The sequence below is a fragment of the Dehalobacter sp. MCB1 genome (assembly GCF_003590275.1).
In the GTDB taxonomy this organism is placed as follows: domain Bacteria; phylum Bacillota; class Desulfitobacteriia; order Desulfitobacteriales; family Syntrophobotulaceae; genus Dehalobacter.
In genome coordinates, this window is the sequence record NZ_LXPC01000012.1 from 272592 (window position 1) to 298949 (window position 26358).

Consider the following 26358-nt stretch of genomic DNA (forward strand, 5'->3'; position numbering starts at 1 on the left):
GGCTCCCAAAACAAAAACCCTCCCAGGTAAGATACCCGGAAGGGTCTGATAACAATTAAATTACCAGTTGTTTCTGGAGCGGGGTTGGTAGCAATCCCGGCAATAAACAGGTTTGTCACCAGTAGGTTGGAAAGGTACTGTGGTTTCTTTGCCACAAGCGGAACAAACAGCAGGAAACATTTCACGTTGAGGGCGTGAATAGCCACCATTTCTGCTCTGCGCTTTTCTTGCTGAACGGCATTCGGGGCAGCGGCCTGGTTCGTTCGTAAATCCTTTTTCAGCGTAGAATTCCTGCTCGGATGCAGAAAAAGTGAATTCACGGCCACAGTCTTTACAACTTAGTGTTTTGTCATTATACATAAATGACCTCCTAGATTTATTACCCGCCTCATTGGAAGTTGATTCGACATCTTCCCTGAGCCTGAGGCAGTCGAGAAGGTCTTCTAATCCCTCAAATATTAACGAGCAATACTTAGTATAACTAAAAAAATGCAAATTGTCAAAACAAAGTATAAAGTATTCTGCCTGATTTTTCAAACGTCTCAGTATCTTTTCTATTAATCTTTAAATTTTGTCCTATTAAGTCTCAATATCTTTTCAGGCATCTTCCTGCGTATTTTTTTTCTACTTTATTCATGGTATGATTTTGATCATGAATGTTACTAGCTAACAAGGGAGGCTGCAGATGTGGAGTGTATCTGGCTTATATGGGGATATATTATCCTGGTAAATATTTATGGTTTTACCGTTATAGGGTGGGATAAATATAAGGCCAAACGGGGAGGTCGACGGGTTCCTGAACGCCATTTCTTTCTTACAGGACTGATATTCGGTGCTCCCGGGATCTATCTGGCCATGCGTTTCTTTAGGCATAAAACTCAGCATAAGGCCTTTGTATACGGCATCCCTGTCCTGATCATATTGAATATATCTGTTATAGCTTACTTTCTGCAAAAATGTTAGAGAAAAAATTGTAGAGATTCCAAGGATAAACATTTTTTATCTAGAATTTCCCATAAGAATGAGGTATATTAAGATATAGTGACCAGCCGACCGGCTAACTGGAAAAAGTCCTTGTTAATAAGCAGTTGACATGTGAAAGATTGGGAGGCGGATGAAGATAAATACTGATAGTATTTCAAGGGCCAGAATACTGATTGTCGACGATAATTCCGTAAATATTTTGTTACTTGAAAAACTGTTAAAGATGTCGGGATACAGCAATATCATGTCCACCACTGATTCCAGGGAAACCCTATCCTTATATCGGGAGCATTATCCCGATCTGATTTTAATGGATTTAAGGATGCCTTATCTTGACGGATTTGAGGTCATGGAGCAGTTAAATGCAGTCAAAGAGGATGACTTCCTTCCCATTATTGCAATTACAGCCTACAACGATCAGGAACACAGACTGAAGGCATTGACGCTTGGCGCCAAAGATTTTATTGGCAAGCCTTTCGATTATGCTGAAGTTCTGATGCGAATCAAAAATATACTGGAAATACGTTTACTGAACAACGAAATCAAACAGAACAATCGCAGACTAGTCAATAAAGTCCAAGAGAGAACAAAAGAACTGGAAGATCTGCAGGTCGAACTGATCCACAGGCTGGCGAGAGCCGCAGAATTCCGGGACAGCGAGACAGGAAATCACATTGTGCGAATGAGCAAATACACGTATGAACTTGGCAAAGCCTATGGACTGCCGGAAAAAGACTGTGAACTAATGTTTCATGCCAGTACGCTGCATGATATCGGGAAAATTGGCATTCCCGACGAAGTACTGCTGACACCAGGTAAACTCACGCCTGATGATTGGGAAAAAATGAAGACCCATACCGTTAAAGGGGCTCAAATCCTAGCCGGCAGTTCAGCGGAAATGATTAAGCTTGCTGAGCAGATTGCGCTGTATCATCATGAAAAATGGGATGGAAGCGGTTATCCAAACGGACTTCAGGGAGAAGGAATTCCGCTGGTGGGACGGATTACCGCCATTTGCGATGTGTTTGATGCTTTGATTTCGGAGCGTCCTTACAAAAAGGCGTGGGAAATCGATGAAGCTTCAGAGGAGATAGAAAAAGGTAGAGGCACGCACTTCGATCCTTCCCTTGTCGATCATTTTATGAAAATCATGCCGGTAATCAGGGAAATTACTGAGATCTATAAATAATTTTCTTTTTGCAATATCATTGAATGCAATAAACGGCGGTGTTGGAATGAAGTCAAAAGAGTCAAAAAGAAAGCTATCGCTTTTCCGGTGGATATTACGTACTTACGTCCGCGAAGCACTCATTCCATTGACGATCACAGGGTTGGTGTTTATTGCTATTTTTGTTCTTACACACTTTTGGCTGCAAAAAGAAGTATCAGGTATGCTGACAGCCGGTCAGGAAAAAAATCTCTATGCTGGACTGAATGGCTTAAACGATCAATTGTACCGTATTGGCCGTTTTATCATTGTAGGTCTTCTTATTTTTGATGGGATATTTATCATTATGATATACGTGAAAGCCCATCAAATAAACAAGGCAATCTCGGAGCCTCTGGCCGGGATTAAGCAGATGGTCCTTGATATTGGCACAGGACAGTACCACCAGGAACAACCAGAATTCTTCATTGAAGAGCTGCAGGATACGGCAGTCTCAGTCGTACAATTGGGTAAAAGGCTGCATTATCTTGATTCGAATCTATCGGTTTACCAGTCTGAACTCAGAAATAAGGAAAAAAATCTGCAGGCCCTGGTTAAATCTATTGATGATGCGATTTTTGAAGTTGATGAATTCGGCATTGTTCAAAATGTTTGGGCCAATGATCAGCATGTTTTGGTCAGACCGGTCGCTGAAATCATTGGTTCTTCCTTTTGTTCCGTTATGGATGAGGAGACCGCAAAGATTAACATAACCTTGATCAGCCGTGCTATTCAAAGCAAGGAGCCGGAGGTATTTGAGTATTTTCTGAACACTCCACAAGGGATCCGCTGGTATCAGGCACGGGTAGCCCTTATTGATAATGACAAGCATAGCGTTTCCATCTCTGTAAGGAATATTACCGATAGGAAGGCCCTGGAAAATTCGCTTATTTCAGCTATGAAGGAGGCTGAACGGGCAAGCCTGGCCAAATCGGAATTCCTCTCAAGTATAAGTCACGAATTTAAAACACCTCTGAATGCGATTATGGGCTTTGCTCAAATTCTGGAGATTGATACGGAGGCTCCTTTAAACGAATTCCAGAAGCAGAGTGTCAAAGAAATATATAAAGCGGGGAGCCATTTGCTTGACCTGATTAATGGGGTTCTTGATCTTGTGAAGATTGAGACAGGCAAATTTGATGTCGTAATTAAACCGGTAGAAGTCAAACCCATCGTAGAAGCTTCGATTAATTTAATCAAGCCTCTTGCTGATCTGAAAGCAATTGCGATCACGGCAGCGTATTCTCCATATGAAAATTATTGTGTTGCGGCAGATCAGGTTCGTTTAAAACAAGTGCTGCTGAATATTTTTTCAAATGCGATTAAATATAGTTATGATAATGGAATCATTGGATTTAGCTGTCAGGAGTTTGATGGGTGGCTGCGGTTCAGCATCATCGATAGTGGCTTAGGCATTCCGTTGGAAGAACAGGGTAAAATATTTGATCCTTTTTTCAGGGCATCAAATATCAACCATTTAATCGAAGGCACCGGGATTGGGTTGCCTGTTGCCAGAGAATTGATTGAACTGATGGGCGGAAATCTTGGATTTGACAGTCAAGAGGGAAAGGGAAGCCATTTCTGGTTTGAACTTCCGTTGGTTCACGCCAATTCGGCAGAAAGGATGACAAAATGGATAACATATTAGAGGAAATGCGTAAGGATATTTTTGCAAAATATGTAGGAATAGAAATACTCAAAGCCGAAGCCGGAGCGGCTGAGGCCAGGTTAAAGATAGACGAGCACCATTTGAATTCGCTTGGGATTGTTCAGGGAGGAGCCATTTTTACGCTGGCGGATTCGGCACTCGCTGCAGCGTCGAATTCCCGGGAGGGTACGGCAATTGCCGTAAATGTCAGTATTACCTATTGTCAAGCTGCCGGTCTGGGAATACTCACCGCCAGGGCCAAAGAAGTGTCCCTAAACCGAAAAATAGCGACCTATCTGGTTGAAGTCACAGATGAGAAAGATAATCTCATCGCCATGTTTCAGGGAACGGTTTACAGGAAACAATAAAATAAAAGCTCATGTTCGTATCATAGCACGGTGACATAATGCGAACATGGGCTTTGAAATTTCATACACCTGGTATTCATTACTTCTGAGGTTTGAAGGTATCACACTGTGTTTCTTCCGAGCCTTGGGAATACCTGACCCCGCTGTGATTCACCTGAATCATCGGTGCATCGCACATGACATCTTTATTGTAATGACACTCGGTAACTGTACATTTAATTGAACCCATTTATTTCACCTCCTTGGGCGAGTATCTATAACTCTAAATTTTTGGCATTTATATTTATTATTATGAACAAAAATTAATTTACTATGTGATAGCAAAGTCAATAAGTTTCTAAAGATGCTTCGGCGTCTTTTTTTATAAGGTTAGCATAAATGGAAAATTATTGAATAAGGCCGCATATATTATTATTGTCATGATCATTTTCTGGAATGGGGTGACTCACACGAATGACTTTAATTACAGATATGCCCACAGCAATCCGGTAAATCATTATCAACCGCAGCCGGGCAATCCTAGAAAGCTTTGGGGCTGTCCAATGCAGCAAAATAGCTGGAATAACGGTATCTATCCTCTCTTTAAACCTCCGGTCCCCTCCAGGGCCAATCCGATGTTGCTTACGCCGGCGATTTTTGGAGCTGCGGCCGCACTCACTGTCGGATTCAGTTTGCACGGACGCAGTTTTAGCAGCGGATATTCCAAATTTATTTTTTTTGTTAACATCTATGCGGTCATTGCTTCTCTGGGTGCCGGGGCTTATATCTTCGAAACGTTAACCCTCGATGAAAGTAAAGATGCCAAATTAAAGGATATTATTTTTCCGTTGATCACAATCATTCTGTTTTTTGCGCTGCTCTTTAATCTGGTCTACACGCTTTATCCATCTTCTTTTTCCGGGACAATCGGAAAAACGCGTGTAACTCAGTTTATTTCGTTTCTTTCTTTAAGCATTGGTAGTATTTCAGTGGGGGAAACTTTTAATGTGACACCGGAAAAAAGCGGGACACAAATCATGGCTGCTGTGGAATCCTTCTGGAATTTATTTGTTCTGTCACTTCTTATATCTTTGATCACATAGTCCTTAGTGGGATCTTCTCCGTCTCCTGACAGGAAGACAGATCATCTGGCCAATTCGCAGGTTCGTGGGATCGACTCCGGGGTTCAGTGAGATAAGCGAAGCTGTTGAAAGGTGGTATTTATCAGCCAATTTGGAAAAGGTATCACCTGCTTTGATAACATAACGGTTCGCTGGTGGACATGAAACAACGCTCCTCCTGATTGGAATGCAGATCAAGACCCCCGGTTTCAGGTTATTCGGGTTTACTCCTGTGTTCACCGATGCAATTGCCTCTGCAGTTGTATTGAATTTGCGGGCAAGGCTATAAAAAGTATCACCCGGCTTGATCTGATATGAGATTGTTCCTTTCGGACAGGTCATGGAAGTTCACTCCCCGCAGATATTTTTTCTCTTCTCATTGTATGAAAGGATTACCTGTCCGCCGGACAGAAGGACAAACCGAACCTCAAATTTTTTTCGCCTTTAAGGCTAGAATAAGAAAATCCATAAAGGGGATAGTGAAAATCCTCTAAAAATATTCAGACTAAACCAGGAGATATGCAAGTTGGTTTGAATACTAAAATATTTGACAACCAAATTAAAAATGAGGTAAACTTTGATTATGCGCTGAGAGGAAGTGAGAGGTTGGAAACAAATATTCGTACTGTTTTAAATGAACTTCTGATTGGAACATTTAATCAAATTCTAGATGTAGAGCAGAATGAGATTAAGAAAGGACCATTGAATAATCTGTCTATCTCAGAACTGCATGCGATCGAAGCGATTGGAATGTATCAGGAGAGGACAATGTCTCAGGTTGCCGCCGATCTGGGTATCACTGTCGGAGCGCTTACTTCTTTTATTAATAACCTTGTTAAAAAGGAGTACGTTTCCAGACAAAGGGATGAGGCCGACCGGAGAATTGTCAGGATCAGTCTGACCCGAAGAGGAAAGCTTGCCTACAGGATCCATGAAAAATTTCATCTGGATATGGTCAAGCATATGCTTCTTGGATTAGGGGAACAGGAGAATATTTTAATTGGATCATTGCAGAAACTCACTGAATTTTTTGATTCGAAGTATTCCTTTAATCCTTAAACAAGGGAAGAACAAAAGGTATATGAAAAGGTAAACCAACAGAAGGATTCATCATGGAATGATAATAAACGAAATAATATGAAGAGAAAAGGAAACTTGGAAATATGTATGATGTCGAGATAATTGGCACTGGCAGCTATGTTCCTGAAAACAGGGTGACGAATGATGATCTGTCTAAGATTGTTGATACAAGCGATGAATGGATCAGTACCCGAACAGGGATCAAAGAGCGCAGAATTTCACTGACGGAAACCACAGCGGATTTGGCAGTCGCAGCCGCCCGCAGAGCACTTGATGATGCCGGAGTTGCTGCTGAGGAGCTTGATCTGATTATTGTGGCCACGGTTACACCGGATTATTTTTTCCCATCAACGGCATGTTTTGTCCAGAATAGTCTCGGAGCCAGCCGGGCAGCTTGTTTTGACATCAGTGCAGCCTGTACCGGTTTTATTTTTGGACTCAGCATTGCCTCCCAGTTTATCAGAACAGGGATGTATCAGAAGGCACTGATCATTGGTGCTGAGGCCCTTTCCAAAATCACGGACTGGGAAGATCGCAGCACTTGTGTTCTGTTTGCAGACGGAGCGGGTGCGGCGGTTATCAAAAGAGGAGATCAGGGCATTATTTCTGAAGTAATTGGTTCTGATGGTAGCAAAGGTGAGTGTTTGGAATGTCCTGCCCTTCCGCTCAAGAACATCTTTATTGAGGCCGGGGAAGTGAAGCCTTCGTATGCCAAAATGAACGGACGGGAAGTTTTTAAATTTGCAGTCAATATTTTACCCGAGTGCATTTTAAAGACGCTTGAAAAAACACCCTATACGCTGGAAGACATTAACCATATCATACCGCACCAGGCAAACCTGCGAATCATTGATTCAGCGGCCAAAAAGCTGAAGGTGGATCAGGCGAAGTTTTATGTCAACCTTCCTAATTATGGGAATACTTCGAGTGCCAGTATCCCCATTGCTCTGGATGAAATGGCCAAAGGGAAGTTAATCCATAAAGGGGATCTGCTCGTTCTTGTCGGATTCGGAGGAGGACTTACCTATGGTGCAATGCTGATTAAATGGACCATAGGGGGTAAATGATGTCTTTTGACACGATCTGCAGGATTATCGCTTCCCAGATTGAGACTGAACCGGAGAAAATTCAGTTGGCCACCAAGTTCCAGCAAGACCTCGGAATTGACTCTCTAAGCATTTTTGAAATTGTCATGGAGCTGGAAGATGTATACAGGATTGAAATTCCGACTGAAGATCTTGAAGAATTAATCAGCGTAGCAGATCTGGTTGACTATATAAATAAGCGAACGAATTGAAGGAGAGAATGGCATGAATAACTTTGGTTTTTTTCATAAACTGGGTGTAAAATACCCGCTGATCCAAGGCGGTATGGCTTGGATTTCGGACAGCTCACTTGCTTCGGCCGTATCAAACGCCGGCGGAATCGGTATCATTGCGGCGGCCAATGCACCTGTCGAATATGTCAAAGAAGAGATTAGGAAGGCCAAAGCTCTGACAGACAAGCCTTTTGGCGTCAATATCATGCTGTTAAGTGAGAATGCCGAAGCCATTGCCCGTCTCGTCTGTGAAGAAGGGATAAAAGTAGTGACAACAGGCGCCGGAAGTCCCGGAAAATATATCAAAATGTGGAAAGAAAACGGCATCACGGTCATTCCCGTAGTTCCTTCCGTTGCGCTGGCCCGCAGGATGGAGAAGGAAGGGGCAGATGCCGTTGTGGCGGAAGGCGGAGAGTCCGGCGGACATGTCGGTGAACTGACGACCATGGCCTTGCTTCCTCAGGTGATTGATGCTGTAAATATCCCGGTGATTGCTGCCGGAGGAATCGGTGACGGCAGAGGGATTGCCGCAGCTTTTATGTTGGGTGCAAGCGGCGTCCAGGTTGGCACAAGGTTCCTAACTGCCGAAGAATGTACCGTGCATCAAAACTATAAGGATAGAATCCTGAAAGCCAAAGATATCGATTCAGTCGTTACAGGCAGGCCAACAGGTCATCCGGTCAGAGTCCTCAGAAATAAACTTACCCGGCAGTTTGAAGAGCTGGAAAGGACGGGGGCACCTCTGGAGCAGTATGAGACGCTTGGCGCCGGTGCGCTGCGTAAGGCTGTCAAAGAGGGAGATACGGATTATGGATCCGTAATGGCCGGGCAAATCGCAGGTCTGATTAAAAAAGAACAGACCTGTAAAGAAATTATTGAAGAAATGTTTGCCCAGGCAGGGGAACGTCTGAAAGCTATTAAGCCTGACAATATTACCTGCTAAAGGGATACGTGTCGGGGACAAAAGAACCATCCCTTTGTCCCCCGCATTTGGATGATTATCGGATATTATTGGAGGATACGGAAAGAATGGATAGAAAGACAGCGTTTATTTTTGCGGGCCAGGGTTCACAGTATGTTGGCATGGGCAAAGAACTTTATCAGCATAACGATGTTTCGCGGGCGGTCTTTGACCTGGCGGATCAGGAGCTCGGATATTCGCTGAGTGGCCTGTGTTTTAATGGCCCCAAAGAGGAACTGGATAAAACCGAACATACACAGCCGGCCATTCTTACAGTCAGTGTGGCAGCCGCAAAGGCGTTGATGGATCAGGGAATCAATCCTGATCTGACAGCCGGATTCAGTCTGGGTGAATATTCTGCCTTGGTCCTGAGCGGTGTATTGCCATTTGAGGCGGCTGTGAAGCTGGTCCGGAACAGAGGCAGGTATATGCAGGAGGCTGTGTCTCAGGGTGTTGGAGGGATGGCTGCAGTCCTCGGTTTGGAAACCTCTGGGGTCGAGGAGGCTTGTCTTGCGGCTGAGAGCCTCGGGGTTGTACGGATTGCCAACTATAACTGCCCAGGTCAGGTTGTGATATCCGGGGAAAACAAGGCCTTGCAAGCTGCTTCAGCCAGGGCTATGGAGCTCGGGGCCAAAAGGGTGATCCCGCTAGAAGTCAGCGGACCGTTTCATACGGGCTTGCTCGAATCAGCGGCCCGGAGATTGGCTGACGAGCTGGCAGGCATTGAATTTTCTGACCCCCGGATTCCGGTGATTTCCAATGTTACTGCAGATTATATGGCAGATAAGTCGGCGGTCAAGGAACTATTGCCGCAACAAGTCATGCGTTCCGTCCTTTGGGAGATGTCCTTCAGAAGGATGCTCGCCGACGGTGTAGATAGCTTTGTGGAACTGGGACCTGGAAGTGTCTTAAAAGGCTTCGCGAGAAAGATTGACAAGAACGTGAAGGTTCTGAATGTCGACGGCCCGACATCTCTCGAAGCCGCGGTGAAATACTTTAATGATTAAGAACGTAATTGAAATCAATATTGAGTTCCGGGAGGAGGCAGGATATGCTAAAGGGGAAAACGGCAGTTGTTACAGGTGCCAGCAGGGGTATTGGCAGAGCCATTGCTTTAAAGCTTGCTGAACAAGGTGCGAATATCGCAGTGAATTATGTAAGCAGCGAGCAGGAAGGATTAAAGCTTGCCCAGGAAATCGAAAACCTCGGAGGGCGGGCCTTAGTTCTAAAAGCAGACGTCAGTGTATTCAGTGAAGCGGAACAATTGATTGCGATGGCCAAAGCGGAATTTGGAACCATTGATATCCTGGTCAATAACGCAGGGATAACCCGCGACGGCTTACTCATGAGGATGTCGGAAGACGATTTTGACCGAGTTGTAGAAGTAGACCTCAAAGGGGTGTTCAATTGTACCCGGCATGCCGTTCCTATCATGGTCAAACAAAAAAGCGGCAGAATCATCAATATCACTTCTGTTGTTGGAATTCTCGGAAATGCAGGGCAGGTTAATTATGCAGCGGCTAAAGCCGGTGTGATTGGACTTACTAAATCCCTGGCCAAGGAAATCGGCAGCAGAAACATCACGGTGAATGCTGTAGCCCCTGGCTTTATCGAGACAGATATGACGTCAGGGTTATCGGATAAAGTGAGAGAACTGACCAAAGAGAGCATTGCTTTAAAAAGGTTCGGTAAACCGGAGAATATCGCCGATACGGTTTTATTTCTGGCTTCAGACGCCGGTGAATACATTACCGGACAGGTTATAAGCGTTGACGGCGGAATGGCATTTTAGGAGGAGACCAACAATATGAGAACACGCGTAGTTATTACTGGAATTGGGGCGGTTACTCCGCTTGGCAACGATGCAGCCACATTCTGGCAGGGCATCAAAGAGGGAGAATGCGGAATAGGTCCGATCACAGCCTTTGATACGACGGACCATAAAGTAAAAATTGGTGCGGAGATCAAAAATTTTGATCCTGAAATGCATTTGGACAAGAAAGAAGCCAAACGGATGGACCGCTACTGCCAGTTGGCAGTGGTGGCGGCAGAGCAGGCTTATGAAGACGCGGGTCTGAAAGCAGCCGAGATCGACCCGGAAAGATTAGGGGTTTTGGTTGGATCGGGGATAGGCGGTCTGCTAACGATTGAAGAACAGCACAGCAGACTGACCGAGAAAGGGCCTGGCAGGGTTTCCCCTTTCTTTATTCCGATGGCGATCAGTAATATGGCTTCAGGGAATATTGCGATCAAGCTTGGTGCCAAAGGAATTAACTACAGTATTGTCACAGCCTGCGCTTCGGCAACGCATTCCATCGGGGAAGCTTTCTGGAAGATCAGAGACGGTCAAGCGGATATGATTGTTACCGGTGGTGCCGAAGCCCCGATTACGCCTCTGGCGGTAGCCGGATTTACTTCCATGACCGCTTTGAGCAACAGCAATGATGTCAACAGGGCTTCCATCCCGTTTGACAAGGAGCGGGACGGGTTCGTGATCGGTGAAGGTGCGGGTATTTTGGTTCTGGAATCTTTGGAGCATGCTAGAAAGAGGAATGCAAGAATCTATGGCGAAGTAGTTGGTTATGGAGCTACCTGCGATGCCTACCATATGACCGCACCTGCACCGGGAGGGGAAGGCGCGGCCAGAGCGATGAAGCTTGCCTTAGCTGATGCCGGGATTGGTCCGGACGAAATATCCTATATCAATCCGCATGGAACAGGTACACCGTACAACGACAAGTTTGAGACGGAAGCGATCAAAGCCATATTTGGAGAAAAAGCTTATCAAATACCGGTGAGTTCGACAAAATCAATGACCGGTCATCTACTGGGAGCAGCGGGAGCTATAGAGGCGATTATCTGCGCCAAAGCACTGCAGGAGGGCTTTGTACCACCGACGATTGGCTATCAGGTTAAAGATGAGGAATGTGACCTGGATTATGTGCCAAATTGCGGACGTAACATGGACTTGACCTACGCCCTATCCAATTCGCTTGGATTTGGGGGCCATAATGCTACCATTATCTTAAAAAAGTGGTTAGAGGGATAAAGTGATGGATTTAAAAGAAATTCAAGAACTGATAAAAATGGTCGATGAGTCCGGGCTGACTGGATTTGAGTTAAAGCAAGAGGATTATAAAATTGTTTTAAAGAAAGAAAAGCTTCAGCCCATGTTTCAGCCTGCGCTTCAACCCATACAGAGCTTTATGCCCGGGGCTGCAGCTGGAAAAGAGGCGATGACTCCGGAACATCCAAGTTCTAAAACTGAAGCGCCGCAGACGATCAATGCCCCGATTGTCGGAACCTTTTACCTGGCACCGTCACCCGGAGAGAAACCCTTTGTTAATGTGGGCAGCAAAGTCAAAAAAGGGGATACGCTTTGCATTGTCGAGGCGATGAAGCTGATGAATGAGATTGAAGCTGAAGAAGACTTGCAAATCTTAAGCATTCTGGTTAATGACGGACAAATGGTCGAATTTGGCCAGCCACTGTTTGAAATTAATACCAAGTAGCGGTAAGGCTGCAGCGGAACTATTATGGAGGTAAGGATGCTGAACATCAAAGAGATTCAGGAGATTATTCCGCATCGGTACCCGTTCCTTCTTCTGGATCGAGTCGAAGAGCTTGAGGAAGGTAAAAGGGTCGTTGCTTATAAAAATGTTACGATCAATGAGTATTTTTTTCAGGGACATTTTCCGCAAGAACCGGTAATGCCCGGTGTACTCATTATTGAAGCGCTGGCTCAGGCTGGTGCGGTAGCTTTATTAAAAATGGAAAAATATCAGGGCAAGCTCGCTTATTTTACCGGAATTGACAATGCCAAGTTCCGAAGGAAGGTATTTCCCGGTGATGTGCTGAGACTGGAAGTAGAGATCATAAAAATCAAAGGCCCTGCCGGCATTGGTAAAGCCCTTGCCACGGTTGACGGGGAAAAAGCTGTCGAAGCCGAAATTAAGTTTTTTATCAGTTAATAAAGTTGGTGGGTGAAAACTTGTTCAAAAAAATACTCATTGCCAACAGAGGCGAAATAGCGGTCCGGATTATTCGGGCCTGCAGGGAAATTGGAGTTACAACAGTTGCGGTTTATTCGGAAGCTGACCGGAACTCCCTGCATGTAGATCTTGCTGATGAGGCGGTTTGTATCGGACCGGCCAGAGCAAAGGACAGCTATCTGAATACCAAGAATATTATTAGTGCAACGGTTCTGACGGGCGCGGAAGCCATCCATCCAGGATTTGGCTTCTTAGCAGAAAATAGCAAATTTGCTGAGATGTGCAAAGCGTGCCATATCGCATTTATTGGTCCTGACCCGGAAGTGATTGAAATGATGGGGAATAAAGCAAAGGCCCGGCAGATCATGGGTCAGGCGGGAGTCCCTCTCGTTCCCGGTATTGAAGGTGTGTTGGCCAATTTTAAACAGGCAGAGGCTTCTGCAGAGCGTATTGGCTATCCGGTTATGCTGAAGGCATCGGCCGGCGGTGGAGGCAAGGGTATCCGGATTGTCTGGAGCCGGGATGAACTGAAAAAAGCTTATGATATGGCCAAGAAAGAAGCCCAGGCTGCCTTTGATGATGATTCGATGTATTTAGAGAAATATCTGGTGGAGCCGAGACATATCGAATTTCAGATTCTGGCGGACCACTATGGAAATGTCATTCACCTCGGAGAAAGAGACTGTTCGATCCAACGCAGAAATCAAAAAGTCATCGAAGAGGCTCCTTCAACCGTTCTGAGTGATGAGCTCAGGCAGAAAATGGGGGATACTGCTGTCCGTGCTGCTCAAGCGGTAGGTTATAAGAGCGCCGGGACCATCGAATTTTTGCTCGACAACAACGGTGACTATTACTTTATGGAAATGAATACCCGCATCCAGGTTGAGCATCCCGTAACCGAACTGGTTACAGGAATTGATATTGTGAAGGAACAACTGAAGATTGCCTCGGGAGAACAGTTAAACATCCGACAGGACGATGTACAAGTCCACGGACATGCCATTGAATGCCGAATCAATGCCGAGAATCCCGCACTTGGATTCAGGCCGTCCCCCGGTAAAGTGAATATCCTTTTCTGGCCCGGAGGAAATGGTGTAAGACTGGACAGCGCACTCTATAGCGGCTATGATATCCCGCCGACCTATGATTCAATGATTGCGAAACTGATTACGCACGGCCAGGACAGGAATGAAGCCATCGGTAAAATGCGTAGGGCCTTGGATGAATTTATCATTGAAGGTATTGACACGAATATTGAATTCCTGTTTCAGATTCTGAATAACCCGAAATTTATCCGCGCAGAAATTGACACATCCTTCATTGCCAAAGAATTTGACTATGGAGCGTAATGACAGCCATAAAAAAATGATTACGGTTGGTGCTCATGTTTAAATTGAACAGGGTTTTTAAGAAACCGCGTTATCTAACCATACAACAGAATAATAGTCAGCCGGTACCGGCGGAGATAGAAGGGCAGAGGGAAAAGAGTGTTTTGCCTGCTATTCCAAACGGACTGTGGACAAAATGTCCGAATTGCGGAGAGACCGTCTATACAAAGGATCTCAGTAATAATCACAAGGTCTGTGTCCGCTGCGGCTACCATTTCAGGATGGGAGCCTGGGAAAGAGTCGAGTTGATCATGGACACAGGAACATTTAAAGAAATTAATCAGGATATGAAAAGTGTTAATCCGTTGGACTTTAATGGTTATGCAGAGAAAATTAGCACTGGTCAGGAGAAAACGGGTCTTTCGGAAGCCGTACTGACAGGGTATGGCAAGATTCATGGTCAGGATGCTGTGATTGCGGTGATGGACAGTAACTTTATGATGGGCAGCATGGGCTCGGTCGTCGGCGAGAAAGTGACCCGGGCGTTTGAATTTGCCGCTGAAAGGAAAATGCCGATCATTGCTTTTACTGCTTCAGGCGGGGCCAGGATGCAGGAAGGGATGTTTTCCTTGATGCAGATGGCCAAAACATCTGCAGCCGTTGGCAGACACAGTCGGCAGGGAGGACTGTATATCGCGGTTTTGACAGACCCGACAACGGGCGGCGTCACGGCCAGTTTCCCGATGCTGGGAGACATTATTTTAGCAGAGCCGGACGCGTTGATCGGCTTTGCCGGCAAAAGAGTCATTCAACAGACCATCAGGCAGGAGCTGCCGGAAGGCTTTCAGAAAGCAGAATTTCTTTTGGAACACGGTTTCATTGATAAAATCGTGGCCAGAGAGGACCTCAAATTAACCTTGTCTCGCCTGATTAAGCTTCATTACAGGCGTTAAGCAAAAAGACGGAGTGTGGCTATGCTCGAGCGGGAAAAAGAATTAGCGGAACTGAATAATAAACTGCGTGATTTGAGGAAGCTTGCGGAAGATAAGCAAGCCGACTTTTCATCAGAGATTGAGGGATTAGAAGAGAAGCTTACCAGGATGAAAGAGGAAGCATTCTCAAATTTGACGGCGATGGATAAGCTGACCCTGTCCCGAATGGTGGAAAGACCCACCACGCTCGATTATATCGAGCGGATTTTTCACTCCTTTATTGAGCTGCATGGAGACCGGATGTATCGGGATGATCCCTGCATTGTCGGCGGCGTTGCCAGACTGGGGGACCTGCCGGTAACGGTCATTGGCCAGCAAAAAGGCAGAAATATCAAAGAAAATGTCAAAAGAAATTTCGGGATGACAAATCCCGAAGGTTACCGCAAAGCGTTAAGGCTTATGAAGCAGGCGGAAAAATTTCATCGGCCAGTGATTTGCTTTATTGATACACCAGGCGCTGATCCTGGTATCGGCGCGGAGGAACGGGGCCAAGGGGAAGCAATCGCACGCAACCTGATGGAAATGGCCAGCCTGCGGACGCCTGTTATTTCTATTGTTCTGGGAGAGGGAGGCAGCGGCGGGGCGTTGGCCCTGTCGATCGCAGACGAGATCTGGATGCTGGAGCATTCGATCTATTCCATACTGTCTCCGGAAGGTTTTGCCAGTATCCTTTGGAAGGATTCCTCCAGAGCGAAAGAGGCAGCCCAGATCATGAAGATTACTGCGCAGGATTTGCAGCAAATGGGCCTAATCGACAAGGTTCTGCCGGAGCCTATGGGCGGTGCCCATCATGATCCTGAGGCTATGGCTGCCGTGATCAAGGAACATTTGTTAAAGGTCCCGTTCAGGACTATGCTGGAACAGCTCGACGATGTTCTTGAAAGGCGTTATCAGAAATACCGCAGGATAGGGGCTTATACCGAGTCATGAACGAATCTCTCAGCCCTGGAAAAATAACGCAATATCTTCGGACAACTTTTCTAGGAAGAAAGATCCTTTGTTTTGACGTGCTGGATTCCACCAACAGTGAAGCAGCCCGCAGAGCTTTGGCTGAAGAAGAAGGAACCGTGATCATCAGCGAACAGCAGACGGCAGGCCGGGGACGTTTTGGACGAAAGTGGCAGTCACCGGGAGGCAAGGGGATTTGGATGTCAATCATTTTAAAACCTCAACTGCCGCCGGATGTGATACCCCAGCTGACGCTGACCGGCGCAGCGGCAGTATGCCTGGCAGTGGACGAAGCAGCTATTTCTTTCCCAGGAAGAGGGATTACTATCAAATGGCCAAATGATCTATTCCTGAACGGAAAGAAGGCCGGAGGGATTCTGACGGAAATGTCGGTCAGCAGCAGGCGGACCTCGGTAGTGGTGATTGGCATTGGTCTGAATGTGAACCTTGCTGAGACGGATTTTCCTGATGGACTGAATTCTACAGCGACTTCTTTACGTCTTGAGACGGGCAGGGAACACGACAGGGCCAGACTGACAGCCGGAATCCTGAATGGGTTTGAACCACTTTACCTGGAATATCTCAGCACGGTTGATTTAGGCAGGACCTTAACCATTTGCCGGGAGCGTTCCGAAGTCATAGGCAGAAAAGTGGTCCTCGAAAACAGGGAGGGGCCGGCGCAGACAGCTGAGGTAATTGACCTCGGACCTAAAGGGGAATTGATCGTGAGGCTGGTGCAGACCGGAGAGATCAAAGCGATCATCTCGGGAGAAATTACTGTGGCCCTACACGATTAAACGAGAAGTACGTTCGCGTTTCCCGAAATGAATACAGTATTTACATAGAAAATGGCATTGAAAACGAAGCGTCCTAATGATATAGTACTGAGAATATAGTTTATTACATGAGAGAACAGAACGGAGGAATGATGATGATTCAAAATTTGCATACGCTCGAAGTTTACCGTCAAAAACGTTTGTCCTATTTCCAATGGCGCACGCAGTCAACGACGTTTGCCAAAATTGCTCTGGCAGTAAGTCTTGCCTGCCTGACCGGCCTGCTTGCGCAGGTAAAAATCTACCTGCCATTTACCCCTGTACCGTTGGTAGCTTCCCAGCTCGGAGTGATCCTGGCCGCCGTGCTATTGGGCAGAAAATGGGGCGGTATCAGTATGGCAATCTATGCTGTCGGCGGTTTGGCAGGAATTCCGTGGTTTGCGGGTTTCAAAGGCGGCGCGGCGGCGCTTGCCGGGCCGACAGTTGGTTATGTGTTCGGTTTTATCCTTGCAGCCCTGTTTATCGGCGGTATGATTGATTCCAGAACCCAAAACCGTAAAGCTTTGCCTCTGACCGGCATTATCCTTTTTGCCCAGCTTGTCCTCGTCTATGTTCCGGGGTTAATATCCCTGACCTTATGGCTCTGGTCGACCGGACAGACAGTTACCCTGGCCGGAGTCCTCTTGATGGGCTATATACCCTTTATTGTCGGAGATATTCTGAAGTCACTCGTCGGAGCAGCGGCTGCTAAGGCCATTGTCCCGATGGAAAAATACTAGCACAGCGTCCATTTGGGTTAACATTTGATTAAAGCAGCACTTCAATAATAATAAGTACAAGAATAATGACAACCAAGAACGCTGCACGCTGACCATATTTAAATGTATAGGCGTACATGCCGGATCCCTCCTGCGATTTGTAAGATATTTGATTTATTTTATTCTATGAAGGCAGGGAGATCAAGGTGATAAAGATAAACCTATGGACATATGAACATATGCACATAGGTTTATCTTTTGTGGTTTTTAATTCTTTCATTAGTCGGATTGGGATTCGAATTCTTTTCCTGCTTCTGGCATTAGTTTCTGCACAGTATCCCTGCAGAACCGGATCCGTTCCAGATCTGCATCCTTCAGAAGGGGATACAGTCCCGGATTATCCAGCGCAGCTTTGGCTGGTATAACCTCATAAATCAATTGATTATTCAGGCGTTTTTTATTCACCCAAGTAGGAACGGCATCCGCCTGGAGAACCTGATGGGTGTGATCTGGATATACCCTGATTGTCACATTGGCGATAATCCCCTGTTCAGTATAAATGTTATCGACGGTTTCCTGACGCTGATCGGAGATGAAATTTCCCTGAGAATAAAAAACCGGAACAGTTCCATTGTTGTCTGTGGCCAAAAATACCAAGGGCTGGAGCACATGCGGATGACCCCCAAAAATCACATCTGCGCCGCAGTCAGCCAGTACGGAGGCCAAGTCCTGCTGAAAAGTACTAGGCAGTCGCTGATATTCATCTCCCCAGTGCATACACAAAATGACAATCTCTGCTCCGGCCTGTCTTGCTTCAGCAATTCTTGCCTTAATGACTTCCACTGAACTGTCAAAATCCTGCGGGTCAAAGGTATCCAACAGTCCGGTCATGTTGACAGGAAGGATTAGACCATTGATGCTCAGGCTGCCATCGTTTTGCGGATAGCCGTAGCCAAAATTGACAAACGCCACTTTGACACCTTTGATGTGTTTGATGACATAGGTGGTTTCCTTCTCGGTAGCCTTGACACCGATAATATCCAGTCCCTTGTTTCTGACAACATCGATCGTCCGGTAGAATCCGGTGATATCCTGATCTAAACGGTGGTTGTTAGCCGCGGTTACAATGTCGACGCCTGATGTTTTGAGCGCGTCAATGATCGAATCGGGGGTATTGAATTTAGGATATCCTGAATAGCCCTGTTCAGGCCCAGCCAGCGAGGTTTCCAGGTTGGCCACGGCCATATCGGCTTTTTCAAGATACCGTTTAACATACTGAAACTGGCTGCTGAAATCATACAAACCTGTTGAAGAATCGTAAGCGGCCATATAGACCGTGTTATGAATCAGGATGTCGCCGACGGAAGCGATAGAGATATCCACATAGGAAGGCTCCGGCTCCGATTCCGGAAGCGGCGAAGGATTCGGAGGCTTTTGAAACGAGATCTGGTTGGCATATTGGTAGGCGATCATACCGCCAGCAATGAATACGGCAGCGACTGTGCAGAGGAGGATAATCAGGAGTCTTCTTTTCATAAGCATGACCTCAAAGGGTATTTTTATCAATTTTTGATCATAGATTTTTGAGTCATAGTCTGGCCTTGTTAGACTTGTCTGCGAATAGGATGGTTGCTTTTAGTCATTATAATACATTTACTTCAAAGCGAAAACCAATTATAATGACAGGAAGAATAAATGATGAATGTTGCCGCTAAAAGGCTTGGTGCCAGCCGAGCTTTCTTTATGGTCCAGAGGAGGTAGGGGAATGGAACAAACAGAGTTCATACAGTTCGAACAATTTGAAACAAAAATGTTTAAAGAACTGACGCAGAAAGCGATAGACAGCAGTAAAATTAATCCTGAACTATATAGTAAATATCAAGTAATGAGGGGTTTGCGTGATCTCGAAGGCAAGGGCGTACTCGTCGGTCTGACCGAGATTGGTGAAGTGCACTCTTATATCATAGACGAAGGAGAAAAGATCCCTGTTCCGGGAAGATTAACCTATAGAGGTATCGATATTAATGACATCGTCGACGGCTTTATCAAAGATGAAAGATACGGTTTTGAAGAAGCGACCTATTTGCTTCTTTTCGGGCATCTTCCGAATGCCGAGGAGCTGAAGGACTTTGAACAGATGCTGTCGGCATATCAAAAGCTGCCCGAGGACTTTGTTCGGGGCACTATCCTTAAAAGCCCAGGCAAGGATATTATGAATATGTTGGCCAGGAGCATCCTGAGCCTGTATTCCTATGATGACAACCCCGATGACAATTCCATCGAAAATGTCCTGAGACAATGCATGAAGCTGATTGCCTGGATGCCTTTGCTGGCCGTGTATAGCTATCACTCCTGTGCGCACTATCATGGAAACAAGAGCCTGTTCCTGCACAGTCCGCTGCCCCATCTCAGCACAGCAGAAAATATTCTTCATATGCTCCGTCCAGACAGCAAATATACGAAGCTTGAGGCGGCTCTGCTGGATATTTCCCTGGTCCTGCATGCCGAGCACGGCGGCGGGAATAATTCAACCTTTGTTACGCATGTCATTACCTCGACCGGTTCGGACACTTATTCGGTAATGGCTGCCGCTATCGGCGCTTTAAAAGGGCCCAAGCACGGAGGAGCAAATATTAAAACTTATGATATGCTCGAAGATATCAAACGGAATGTCTCAGACTGGCAGGATGAGGATGAAATTAAAACTTATCTGACTAAAATCATCAATAAACAAGCCTTTGACCGGTCTGGCCTTATTTACGGAATAGGCCATGCCGTCTACTCAATTTCCGATCCGAGGGAAGTCCTGCTTAAAGAATACGCCGGGAAGCTCGCTCAAGAGAAAGGTCTAGCTGAAGAGTATGATTTATTCTGCAGAGTGGAGAAACTTGCTCCCGATATTGTTCTGGGCCATAACAAGTCAGGCAAGGTCATCAGTGCTAATGTGGACTTTTATTCCGGCTTTGTCTATAAAATGCTGGGGCTTCCACTGGAACTGTTTACCCCGATCTTTGCGATCTCCAGAATGTCAGGATGGAGCGCCCACCGGATCGAAGAGATTGTGAATAATGGGAAAATCGTTAGACCGGCCTATAAAAGCGTTACTCCAAGGCGAGAATATATTCCGCTTTCCGGCAGGAATCTTCAAAAATAAACGGCTACATAAAACCAGAGACTAGGCTATGCAATGTACATCCAGCGACAAGCGGAGCACGGATTGCGCAGCCCTACCTTCTTTGGTTTCTTTGTCTTTTAATATTAAAGAAGGCGGTGTCGCCAACTACTTTAGTAGTTTTGCAGCACCGCCTTGCTTTTTGCGTAGAAATATTAACTTTGATGCGCTCTCTGATATTCTTTGACTTGAGGGCTTTCATACAGCAGCTGATCAGCCAACCCTACGATACTGCCCGGAGAAAGCTGTCGGGCTAAGTCCGAAGCATTCTTACGCATTTCTTCAAGTAAACCGGGATTTAGACAGAAACTGTCGATCAGGGGATTAAGTTCGGAGATCTTTGATGTTCTGACAGCAACACCTGATTTAACTAGAATCTCAGTATTTTCTTCTTCCTGTCCCGGAATAAAAAATGGAATAATGATGGGAATATTTTTATTGATTGCTTCTGAAACAGTCAGACCGCCGGGTTTTGTAATAATCACATCGGACTGGTCCATTAGATCATGAATGTTTGATGTAAAACCGTAAATGACGACATCTTTGCCGTTAAAAGTACCTGCGTACTTTTTCGCAAGATCAGTCCACAGCTTACGGTTGCTTCCGCATACAACCAGGACACGAAGATGATGCCGGTTCTCCATAAGCGTTTTCAGGCATTTTCTGATATAGGGGATGCCCATGCTCCCACCCATGATCAGCAGTGTAAATACGTCATTATTTCTGATAAGGCGGGGCTGGCGAAATTCTTCCCGTACCGGAATACCGAAAATGTGTATTTTGTTTTCAGGAACACCTTTTTCCGTAAGCGTATCTTTGGTGTAAGGTGAACCAACAATGTAGGCATCAACAAAACTATTCACATAAAACTGATGGGCCATATAATCTGTAACCAGCGAAATAAAAGGCAGATTTAAGCGTCCGGAAGCCTTCAAATAAGAAACAACACTGACATGAAGAGGATGGGTAGTAATAAGCAGGTCGGGCTTGTACTCCTGAATCAGCTGTTCGATGACATTATCCATGGTCCTGTTTAAAATTCTTTTGACATTTTTATTTAAAAACTCGTTATAGGTAATCTTATATAGTTTCCCGTACATTTTCGGTAATCTTGTTGCGAGTATATGATAACCGTCATCGATAAGGGCTTCCATGATCCAGCTTTCTTCTTTTTTTAAGGGTTCTACAATCCGGACGGAATAGCCTGAAGCTTCAAGCTCCTTTTTCAGACAGTCTGCAGCCTGATTATGTCCGTGACCTGTAGATGCAGAGAAAATCATTACTTTAGGCACGAATTAATTATTCTCCCTTCGAAAGCATAAGATGCTGAAAGTTGTCCTTTTATATTATAACAGCTTATGGTCGATAACCAACAAAAATTTATTTATTATTTTTTGGTAGAAAAAAAGCAGTACACTCTTTTTTTCATTGTGTCCTGCTTTAGAGACCGTCTGTGGGCGCAGTCTTGCGATCTAATGCTGAAACTCAATCTGAACAGACTTTTTCTCCCTGTTCTCTGTCTTGGGCAGAAATACATTCAGAACGCCGTTTTTATAAATTGCCCTGACATTATCACTGGAAACGGCCGCCGGAAGAGAGACGGAGCGGCGAAATTGACCGGTATACCTTTCTTTTTTGTGTAGCCGGTCTTCCTGGATCACGTGCTGTTCGCGGTTTAAAGTGCCGCTGATGGTTATCATGTTGTTTTCAATCTGAATGCTTACATCTTCTCTTCTCTGCAGTCCTGGCAGATCGCAGGAAACAATGATTTCTTCGTCGGTTTCATAGACGTCGGTAAATGGAACAGCTAAGCGCGGAGTAAACTCGTCTTCGAAAAGATTAAATGGGAAGCTATAAAGCCTATTGATTTCACGGCGCAATTGATCTGCATTCCGCATTGGATGGAACGGTATAAGATTCATACTTTCAAGCCTCCAGTACATTTATGGGATTGATAACAAGTACTTTTTTTCAAGCATACTAGTAAATACTCAAATATAGGATTGCGTTAAACTCCCGGGTTGGCCTGTGCGCCACAATTCCACTTTCGGCTGTTGTGCCATCCATGGCGCAAACAGCCGCGCTCCGCCTCCATGCTCCGCTTGACGCTGGAATTGTGGCCCCCAGACCTCATTTAGGGTAATCAAGCTTGCATGAATAATTTGAGCAGGGAATTTGAGAACGTCATACTAGGATTATTTTAACCGGAAAGATGATATATATTCTGTTCGGATGTTTAGACAAACGCACGATTGGTAATTAATCAAAATAATATAAAAAAATTATTATATGAAAGAAAGAAATCATTATATGAAAGAAATCAAATGATAGAACATAAACAAAAAAAGACCAAAATTCACCCAAATAATTTGACCTTTATTGACCTTTGTAATAAAATAGAGGCATATCAAAATTAACAATCAATGATGGAGGGAATAAATATGAGTTATCTTATCCCGATGGTAGTTGAACAAACGAATCGCGGTGAACGTTCTTACGACATCTATTCTAGGCTCCTCAAAGACCGTATTATCTTCTTGGGCGGAGCAATCGATGATAACGTTGCTAATGTTGTCGTTGCGCAATTGCTTTTCCTGGAAGCAGAAGATCCTGAAAAGGACGTTTTCCTCTATATCAACAGCCCTGGAGGGTCCATTACTGCCGGGATGGCCATCTACGATACGATGCAGTACATCAGGCCTGATGTACAGACTATTTGTATTGGAATGGCCGCCAGTATGGGTGCCTTCCTGCTTGCAGCCGGAACGAAAGGAAAACGTACGGCCCTACCCAATGCTGAAATCCTGATCCACCAGCCGTTAATTGCAGGGGGAGGTTTATCGGGGCAGGCTACAGAAATAGAAATTCACGCCAAACAATTGCTGAAAACGAAAAACAAAATGAACAGGATTCTCTCCGAAAGAACTGGCCAGCCTTTGGAAAAAGTCGAACAGGATACGGACCGTGACTACTATATGTCCGCTGAAGAAGCCAAAGAATACGGAATTGTTGATCGGGTGCTGGAAAAAGCAGCACTGCTCGAGCAAAAAAAGAAGAACCCGCTAAAATAAAATCTCTCAAGGAATAAGTCTTAATTTCCATAAGAGAATCTTGAAGAAAATCTTGGATATCAAAACGCCTCATTTGAGTCAATCATTTGAGGCGTTTGACGTCCACGGATGGACTAATGCCGCGGTTCCATGGAGGGAAAGGAGCGGCAAGTCCACGGATGGACTAATGCCGCGGGAAAGAGCAACCATCAGAAAAAAACATAAAACTTCAATAAATTCGGCATACTAAACCCAGATTGTCGGAAAACGACCAAAGCAACAACAAATAAGGAGGAAAAATCTTGCAGAAAATTCGTAAAGCAGTCATACCAGCGGCTGGATTGGGTACAAGATTTCTTCCTGCAACCAAAGCTCAACCCAAAGAAATGCTGCCAATTGTGGACAAACCGACCATTCAGTACATCATTGAAGAAGCGGTCCACTCCGGTATTGAAGATGTCATTATTGTCACAGGAAGAAACAAAAGAGCCATCGAGGATCATTTTGACCGTTCTGTAGAACTTGAACTATTTCTAAAAAACGGAGAAAAGTCCGAACTGCTCGATATGGTCAAACACATTGCTGAGATGGTCGATATCCATTATGTCCGTCAAAAAGAAGCTCTGGGGCTCGGTCATGCCGTCTACAGCGCTAGAAGATTTATAGGTAATGAGCCGTTTGCCGTTCTTCTGGGAGATGACGTGATCTATTCGGCTGAGCCTTGTCTAAAACAAATGATCAGGTACTACGAGCTTTATAACAGCAATCTAATTGGCGTACAGGAAGTACTGCCGACAGAAGTGTCGAAATACGGGATTATTGATGGTAGCAGAATATCCCCGAGACTGTACAAGGCGGAAACGATGTTTGAAAAGCCGGCTCCACAAGAAGCGCCTGATATTCCACTTGCGATCATGGGCCGGTATATTCTTAATCCGGAAATTTTTGATATCCTCGCGGAATTGCCTCCGGGAAGAAATGGAGAAATTCAGTTGACGGATGCGATTGCACAGTTGAGCAAGGTTCAGGATGTGTATGCCTACAATTTCGAAGGGAAAAGATATGATGTCGGGGACAAACTTGGTTTTGTCAAAGCAACCATTGAATTTGCGTTAAGACACGAAGAAATTGGCGAAAGCCTGATGGATTATCTGACCGATATTGTCAGCCGGTATCAGAAAGGAGGTCAGGAGCTTCGCCTGCTTTCGGCAGACAATCATTTGGACAAACTTTATGATATTATGAAGAATTACAGTTAACCAGGTAAGTAAATGGATGCTGTCCGGAAAAAACGGCGGAAAATAACGTACTTTCACAGAAAATAGGCTGTTTGCTATCCTCAATGTGACAAGCTTTTCTCTTTGCTATTGGTAATATTATACAGAAAATACCTATAGTAAGGAGGAAAAAGGATGAATTTCAGCCGCAAAAGTATTCTAACTCTTGCAGGGGCTGTTGTTCTGGCGGGGGTAATCATTATCGGCGGAATTTATGGGCCTACGGCCTGGAAAGTATTCCGTGGCCAGATAACCGGCCCAGAGGACCAAGTAGTTATCCAGACGCCGCCGGTCAATTATGCCGGTGGAGAGACAGATGCTGATCAGACCACGGCTCAGGGTGAAGACAGTACGGTTTCATCCAATACCGGGGGAACACCGGCTGCAGAAGGGACTGCGGGAGATACCGTTACAGCACCCAATCAGGCTGACGGCACAGACAATTCTGCCAGCAGCACGAATGAAGTCAAAAAGTACAGGGAACCGGATCTAAGTCTTTTGAATATTGCGCCTTCGCTTGAGGAGTATTTTGGTGAGGGAGCGCTCAGCGATGCATCCAGGACTCTTGCCTTCGGAGCCGCCTGGAACATCCACCAGTATACGGATGGTTATCTGTACGGTGTCACAGCAGGGCCTCAGATGAACGAACAGGATATTAAGAAGTATATTGTTTTCCATAAGACCTTATGGGAAAAACAAATGGAGAATGAAGTCAATTCCAGTCAGGCGTCAACCTTTGATGTGTATCTCAGGAATCTTCTGAACAGAGGGATCGATGCCTTTGACAGTAAGGACAAAGTAAGAATTGAACAATTCCATCTCGAGATTCATGATTTGGACGCGCATCTGCTGCGGGATGATATGAGTTCCAAGGTTTACGGGGCAACTCCTTTTGCCACGAAACGTTCCGAATAGCATTCCTAATGCATTAATAGGCGGCCTGGAATAACATTAAAGCGCTTTCGAAAAAGTTATCCTGTCTTAAACCTCCATGAGATTAGGATAACTTTTTTGATGTCTAAATCTTGACAATTTTAACAGAGCATATATAATAATAGATGTTTAGATTATTGCCTAAATATCTAAATATTATCAATAAGGAAGTGGATCACAAATGTCGCCGTATAACGATACGTTTAAAGCTTTGGCTGATCCGACCCGGAGGGAAATGATCCGCTTTTTGAAAGAACGGGATATGACGGCAGGGGAAATTGCAGAGCAATTCAAGATCTCCAAACCAAGCATCTCCCATCATTTAAATATTTTGAAGCAGGCCGGGCTGGTTACAGACGAAAGAAAAGGGCAGACCATCGTCTATGCATTGGATACCTCTGTGTTTGAAGAAGTCATGCGAATGATGTTTGATCTGTTTTCCAGAAAAGATGAATCATAAGAAAGG

The 26358-nt window shown here is 45.2% G+C and carries 30 protein-coding genes; 24 read left to right on the top strand and 6 right to left on the bottom strand.

The features are described from left to right. Positions 1–60: 60 nt before the first annotated feature. On the bottom strand, positions 61–360 hold the full coding sequence (locus tag A7K50_RS09080; protein ID WP_021315824.1) for a zinc-ribbon domain containing protein: 300 nt from the start codon (positions 358–360) through the stop codon (positions 61–63). Between the two features lie 327 nt (positions 361–687). On the opposite strand from A7K50_RS09080, the gene A7K50_RS09085 reads away from it, so the two are divergent. From A7K50_RS09085 to A7K50_RS09100, 4 genes are all read left to right on the top strand, one after another. Continuing rightward, positions 688–963 (top strand): DUF1294 domain-containing protein, encoded by a 276-nt coding sequence (locus A7K50_RS09085; RefSeq protein WP_119775729.1) that lies wholly within the window; start codon positions 688–690, stop codon positions 961–963. A gap of 151 nt (positions 964–1114) precedes the next feature. Further along, complete coding sequence (locus A7K50_RS09090) at positions 1115–2173, top strand: HD domain-containing phosphohydrolase (protein ID WP_020492407.1); 1059 nt, start codon at positions 1115–1117, stop codon at positions 2171–2173. Positions 2174–2219: 46 nt separating this feature from the next. Next, complete coding sequence (locus A7K50_RS09095; protein WP_119775731.1) at positions 2220–3839, top strand: HAMP domain-containing sensor histidine kinase; 1620 nt, start codon at positions 2220–2222, stop codon at positions 3837–3839. Beyond that, positions 3824–4207 (top strand): hotdog fold thioesterase, encoded by a 384-nt coding sequence (locus tag A7K50_RS09100; RefSeq protein WP_021315806.1) that lies wholly within the window; start codon positions 3824–3826, stop codon positions 4205–4207. The genes A7K50_RS09095 and A7K50_RS09100 overlap by 16 nt, the downstream gene beginning before the upstream one ends. A gap of 79 nt (positions 4208–4286) precedes the next feature. On the opposite strand, the gene A7K50_RS09105 is transcribed toward A7K50_RS09100, so the two are convergent. Next, positions 4287–4436, bottom strand: a complete 150-nt coding sequence (locus A7K50_RS09105; RefSeq protein WP_021315835.1) for a DUF1540 domain-containing protein — start codon at positions 4434–4436, stop codon at positions 4287–4289. Positions 4437–4626: 190 nt separating this feature from the next. Here A7K50_RS09105 and A7K50_RS09110 point away from each other — a divergent pair, with 190 nt between their 5' ends. After that, the gene (locus A7K50_RS09110; RefSeq protein WP_034379051.1) at positions 4627–5289 is read left to right on the top strand and encodes a hypothetical protein; all 663 of its coding nucleotides are present in this window, start codon (positions 4627–4629) and stop codon (positions 5287–5289) included. 3 nt (positions 5290–5292) lie between these two features. Here the strand turns inward: A7K50_RS09110 and A7K50_RS09115 are convergent, their stop codons facing one another. Then, on the bottom strand, positions 5293–5649 hold the full coding sequence (locus A7K50_RS09115) for a LysM peptidoglycan-binding domain-containing protein (protein ID WP_034379027.1): 357 nt from the start codon (positions 5647–5649) through the stop codon (positions 5293–5295). 264 nt (positions 5650–5913) lie between these two features. Here A7K50_RS09115 and A7K50_RS09120 point away from each other — a divergent pair, with 264 nt between their 5' ends. The 14 genes from A7K50_RS09120 to A7K50_RS09185 all read left to right on the top strand — a co-directional run bounded on the left by A7K50_RS09120 (position 5914) and on the right by A7K50_RS09185 (position 17481). Beyond that, on the top strand, positions 5914–6366 hold the full coding sequence (locus tag A7K50_RS09120) for a MarR family winged helix-turn-helix transcriptional regulator (RefSeq protein ID WP_026156498.1): 453 nt from the start codon (positions 5914–5916) through the stop codon (positions 6364–6366). Positions 6367–6470: 104 nt separating this feature from the next. Next, positions 6471–7454 carry a beta-ketoacyl-ACP synthase III gene (locus A7K50_RS09125; protein WP_119775735.1) on the top strand — a complete coding sequence of 328 codons (984 nt, stop codon included), beginning with the start codon at positions 6471–6473 and terminating at the stop codon, positions 7452–7454. Next, on the top strand, positions 7451–7684 hold the full coding sequence (gene acpP, locus A7K50_RS09130) for an acyl carrier protein (RefSeq protein WP_242831470.1): 234 nt from the start codon (positions 7451–7453) through the stop codon (positions 7682–7684). The genes A7K50_RS09125 and acpP overlap by 4 nt, the downstream gene beginning before the upstream one ends. A 13-nt stretch (positions 7685–7697) precedes the next feature. After that, positions 7698–8648 carry an enoyl-[acyl-carrier-protein] reductase FabK gene (fabK, locus tag A7K50_RS09135; protein ID WP_021315815.1) on the top strand — a complete coding sequence of 317 codons (951 nt, stop codon included), beginning with the start codon at positions 7698–7700 and terminating at the stop codon, positions 8646–8648. An 86-nt stretch (positions 8649–8734) separates the two neighbouring features. After that, a complete protein-coding gene (gene fabD, locus A7K50_RS09140) occupies positions 8735–9673 on the top strand; it encodes an ACP S-malonyltransferase (RefSeq protein WP_119775737.1) in 939 nt (312 codons plus the stop codon). Positions 9674–9717: 44 nt separating this feature from the next. After that, positions 9718–10458 carry a 3-oxoacyl-[acyl-carrier-protein] reductase gene (fabG, locus tag A7K50_RS09145; protein ID WP_021315831.1) on the top strand — a complete coding sequence of 247 codons (741 nt, stop codon included), beginning with the start codon at positions 9718–9720 and terminating at the stop codon, positions 10456–10458. Between the two features lie 15 nt (positions 10459–10473). Then, positions 10474–11715, top strand: coding sequence for a beta-ketoacyl-ACP synthase II (fabF, locus tag A7K50_RS09150; RefSeq protein WP_021315816.1), 1242 nt, complete (start codon positions 10474–10476; stop codon positions 11713–11715). Between the two features lie 4 nt (positions 11716–11719). Further along, positions 11720–12178, top strand: coding sequence for an acetyl-CoA carboxylase biotin carboxyl carrier protein (gene accB, locus A7K50_RS09155; protein WP_021315813.1), 459 nt, complete (start codon positions 11720–11722; stop codon positions 12176–12178). A 36-nt stretch (positions 12179–12214) separates the two neighbouring features. Further along, positions 12215–12637 carry a 3-hydroxyacyl-ACP dehydratase FabZ gene (gene fabZ / locus A7K50_RS09160; RefSeq protein ID WP_021315851.1) on the top strand — a complete coding sequence of 141 codons (423 nt, stop codon included), beginning with the start codon at positions 12215–12217 and terminating at the stop codon, positions 12635–12637. A gap of 20 nt (positions 12638–12657) precedes the next feature. Further along, on the top strand, positions 12658–14007 hold the full coding sequence (locus tag A7K50_RS09165) for an acetyl-CoA carboxylase biotin carboxylase subunit (RefSeq protein WP_021315852.1): 1350 nt from the start codon (positions 12658–12660) through the stop codon (positions 14005–14007). 35 nt (positions 14008–14042) lie between these two features. Next, positions 14043–14939 (top strand): acetyl-CoA carboxylase, carboxyltransferase subunit beta, encoded by an 897-nt coding sequence (accD, locus tag A7K50_RS09170; protein ID WP_021315802.1) that lies wholly within the window; start codon positions 14043–14045, stop codon positions 14937–14939. Positions 14940–14960: 21 nt separating this feature from the next. Beyond that, positions 14961–15908 carry an acetyl-CoA carboxylase carboxyltransferase subunit alpha gene (locus tag A7K50_RS09175; protein ID WP_021315847.1) on the top strand — a complete coding sequence of 316 codons (948 nt, stop codon included), beginning with the start codon at positions 14961–14963 and terminating at the stop codon, positions 15906–15908. Beyond that, a complete protein-coding gene (locus A7K50_RS09180) occupies positions 15905–16723 on the top strand; it encodes a biotin--[acetyl-CoA-carboxylase] ligase (protein ID WP_021315817.1) in 819 nt (272 codons plus the stop codon). Before A7K50_RS09175 ends, A7K50_RS09180 begins: the two co-directional genes overlap by 4 nt. A gap of 107 nt (positions 16724–16830) precedes the next feature. Next, positions 16831–17481: a biotin transporter BioY gene (locus tag A7K50_RS09185; RefSeq protein ID WP_243103702.1), complete on the top strand. Its 651-nt coding sequence runs from the start codon at positions 16831–16833 to the stop codon at positions 17479–17481. A gap of 258 nt (positions 17482–17739) precedes the next feature. On the opposite strand, the gene A7K50_RS09190 is transcribed toward A7K50_RS09185, so the two are convergent. Further along, a complete protein-coding gene (locus A7K50_RS09190) occupies positions 17740–18996 on the bottom strand; it encodes a CapA family protein (protein ID WP_119775739.1) in 1257 nt (418 codons plus the stop codon). Positions 18997–19225: 229 nt separating this feature from the next. Here A7K50_RS09190 and A7K50_RS09195 point away from each other — a divergent pair, with 229 nt between their 5' ends. After that, positions 19226–20614, top strand: coding sequence for a citrate/2-methylcitrate synthase (locus A7K50_RS09195; RefSeq protein ID WP_119775741.1), 1389 nt, complete (start codon positions 19226–19228; stop codon positions 20612–20614). Between the two features lie 173 nt (positions 20615–20787). Here A7K50_RS09195 and A7K50_RS09200 read toward each other — a convergent pair whose 3' ends face one another. Together A7K50_RS09200 and A7K50_RS09205 are read right to left on the bottom strand one after the other, a co-directional pair. Continuing rightward, on the bottom strand, positions 20788–21912 hold the full coding sequence (locus A7K50_RS09200) for a glycosyltransferase (protein ID WP_243103703.1): 1125 nt from the start codon (positions 21910–21912) through the stop codon (positions 20788–20790). 192 nt (positions 21913–22104) lie between these two features. After that, the gene (locus A7K50_RS09205) at positions 22105–22554 is read right to left on the bottom strand and encodes an Hsp20 family protein (RefSeq protein WP_021315807.1); all 450 of its coding nucleotides are present in this window, start codon (positions 22552–22554) and stop codon (positions 22105–22107) included. A 519-nt stretch (positions 22555–23073) separates the two neighbouring features. Here A7K50_RS09205 and clpP point away from each other — a divergent pair. The 4 genes from clpP to A7K50_RS09225 all read left to right on the top strand — a co-directional run bounded on the left by clpP (position 23074) and on the right by A7K50_RS09225 (position 26352). Then, a complete protein-coding gene (gene clpP / locus A7K50_RS09210; RefSeq protein ID WP_020492387.1) occupies positions 23074–23703 on the top strand; it encodes an ATP-dependent Clp endopeptidase proteolytic subunit ClpP in 630 nt (209 codons plus the stop codon). A 281-nt stretch (positions 23704–23984) separates the two neighbouring features. Continuing rightward, positions 23985–24941 carry a UTP--glucose-1-phosphate uridylyltransferase GalU gene (gene galU / locus A7K50_RS09215; RefSeq protein WP_021315805.1) on the top strand — a complete coding sequence of 319 codons (957 nt, stop codon included), beginning with the start codon at positions 23985–23987 and terminating at the stop codon, positions 24939–24941. A gap of 153 nt (positions 24942–25094) precedes the next feature. Next, positions 25095–25874 carry a hypothetical protein gene (locus tag A7K50_RS09220; protein WP_020492385.1) on the top strand — a complete coding sequence of 260 codons (780 nt, stop codon included), beginning with the start codon at positions 25095–25097 and terminating at the stop codon, positions 25872–25874. 199 nt (positions 25875–26073) lie between these two features. After that, the gene (locus A7K50_RS09225) at positions 26074–26352 is read left to right on the top strand and encodes an autorepressor SdpR family transcription factor (RefSeq protein WP_020492384.1); all 279 of its coding nucleotides are present in this window, start codon (positions 26074–26076) and stop codon (positions 26350–26352) included. The last annotated feature ends 6 nt before the right edge of the window (positions 26353–26358 follow it).